The sequence below is a fragment of the Kitasatospora sp. NPDC091257 genome (assembly GCF_044757675.1).
In the GTDB taxonomy this organism is placed as follows: domain Bacteria; phylum Actinomycetota; class Actinomycetes; order Streptomycetales; family Streptomycetaceae; genus Kitasatospora; species Kitasatospora lactacystinica.
Window position 1 is genome coordinate 1 of the sequence record NZ_JBIVVI010001501.1, and the last position, 1,862, is coordinate 1,862.

The window sequence follows — 1,862 nt, forward strand, 5'->3', positions numbered from 1 at the left end:
GTCCGCACCCGGGACCGGGTACCACCCGGGAGGCGTCGAGTTGCTCACGGGCGTACGGTACCCGGCACGGCGGCGCTCCAGACAGGTCGGGACTGTCACGACTCTGCACCGCCCGGCGGGCGGCCAACCTCCCTTGGCGGCAGGCCTGTTCGAACGGCCGGCGCGCGGGCGGGGCGGGAGGACCGCGCGGGTGCGGGCAGGGCGGCTGCCCTGCCGCTCAGTCGGCCAGGCCGCGGGCCATCCAGATGTCGTCCACGTACCGGCCGTCGATCAGGAACTCCTCGGCCAGCGAGCCCTCGACGACGAAGCCGCAGCTCTCGTAGAGGCGGCGGGCCGGAGCGTTCCACCCGAGCACCCGCAGGCTCATCTTGCGGGCGCCCTCGGCCCGGGCCGCCGCACAGGCCGCGTCGACCAGCCGCCGGCCGATGCCCCGGCCGCGGACGGTGCCGTCGACGGCCAGGCCCTGGATCTGCCGCACGTGCCGGTTGCTCGCCAGCCGGGTGGCCGGGACCTGCCGGATGTAACCGACGATCCGGCCGTCCAGCACGGCCAGCAGGTAGTGCTCGGGGGCGTGCCGCTCGTCGAAGAGCGGGTCCTCGACGGGCGGTTGCGGGGAGACGTCGGACAGGACGGACCAGGCCGCGTGGTTGAGGACGGCGAGTTCGCGCTCGTCCTCGCTCCGCGCCGTACGGATGATCAGATCGTCGTCAGGCATGCGCGTCATGCTAACGGCGCACGCGGAGGTGACGGCCGGTCGGGAACACCGCGGGAGCGCGCGGGAGCTGCGAGGATGGGCGCATGCGCATCGCTGTCACGGGTTCCACGGGTTTGATCGGTTCGGCGCTCGTCCGCTCCCTGCTGGCGGACGGCCACGAGGTGGTCCGGCTGGTCCGGCACCGCTCGAAGACCGGCCCACGGCCGGACGGCAGCACCGCGATCGGCTGGAACCCGCTGCTCGGCGAGGTCGAACGGGACGGACTGACCGGGGTTCAGGCCGTGGTGCACCTGGCCGGCGCCGGGGTCGGCGACCGCCGCTGGACGGACTCCTACAAGCGGGAGATCCGGGAGAGCCGGGTGTACGGCACCGAGACGCTGGCCGTCGCCCTGGCCGGGCTCAAGGAGCCGCCGCAGGTCCTCGTGAGCGCCTCCGCGGTCGGCTGGTACGGGCAGACCGGCGACCGGGTGATCGACGAGGACTCCCCCGCCGGCGACGACTTCCTGGCCGAGGTCTGCCGGGAGTGGGAGGACGCCGCCCGGCCGGCCGAGCGGGCCGGGATCCGGGTCGTCCACCCGCGCACCGGCATGGTGCTGTCCGCGGCCGGCGGGGCGGGCGGGCGGCTGTTCCCGCTGTTCAAGCTGGGTCTCGGCGGGCGGCTCGGCGACGGGCGGCAGTACTGGAGCTTCATCTCGCTGCACGACGAGGTGGCCGCGCTGCGGTTCCTGATCGACCACGACGACCTTTCCGGCGCCTTCAACCTCACCGCGCCGAACCCGGCGACCAACGCCGAGCTGACCACCGCGCTGGGCCGGGCGCTGCGGCGGCCGACGCCGTTCCCGGTGCCGGAGGCGGTGCTCAAGGCGGTGCTGGGCGAGCTGGCGATCGAGGTGGTCGGCAGCCACCGGGTGGTGCCGCGGCGGCTGCTGGACGCGGGCTTCCGCTTCACCCACCCGGACGTGTACTCGGCGGTGCTCGCCGCGATGTGACGGGTGCGCGGGGCGGCGTCAGGGGCACGCGCGGAGCGGGTGCCGGGCGACGGGACGGGCGCGGCCGACGGGACGGGCGCGGCCGGCGCACGGGTTGGTGCGGCTCCTGGGGCGGGTGCTGGGCGGCGGGCGCGCGGGGTGGCTGCGCGCGCCGGGGG

At 75.6% G+C, this 1,862-nt stretch carries 2 protein-coding genes; one reads left to right on the forward strand and one right to left on the reverse strand.

Annotated elements, in window-relative coordinates:
- Positions 1 to 217 precede the first annotated feature (217 nt).
- A complete protein-coding gene (locus tag ACIQOV_RS39720) occupies positions 218 to 715 on the reverse strand; it encodes a GNAT family N-acetyltransferase (RefSeq protein WP_359897009.1) in 498 nt (165 codons plus the stop codon).
- Positions 716 to 798: 83 nt separating this feature from the next.
- On the opposite strand from ACIQOV_RS39720, the gene ACIQOV_RS39725 reads away from it, so the two are divergent.
- Complete coding sequence (locus ACIQOV_RS39725; protein WP_359897007.1) at positions 799 to 1,704, forward strand: TIGR01777 family oxidoreductase; 906 nt, start codon at positions 799 to 801, stop codon at positions 1,702 to 1,704.
- The last annotated feature ends 158 nt before the right edge of the window (positions 1,705 to 1,862 follow it).

Coding starts and splice junctions, on each gene's coding strand:
- ACIQOV_RS39725 (WP_359897007.1), top strand. CDS start 799: ATGCGCATCGCTGTCACGGGTTCCACGGGTTTGATCGGTTCGGCGCTC.
- ACIQOV_RS39720 (WP_359897009.1), bottom strand. CDS start 715: ATGCCTGACGACGATCTGATCATCCGTACGGCGCGGAGCGAGGACGAG.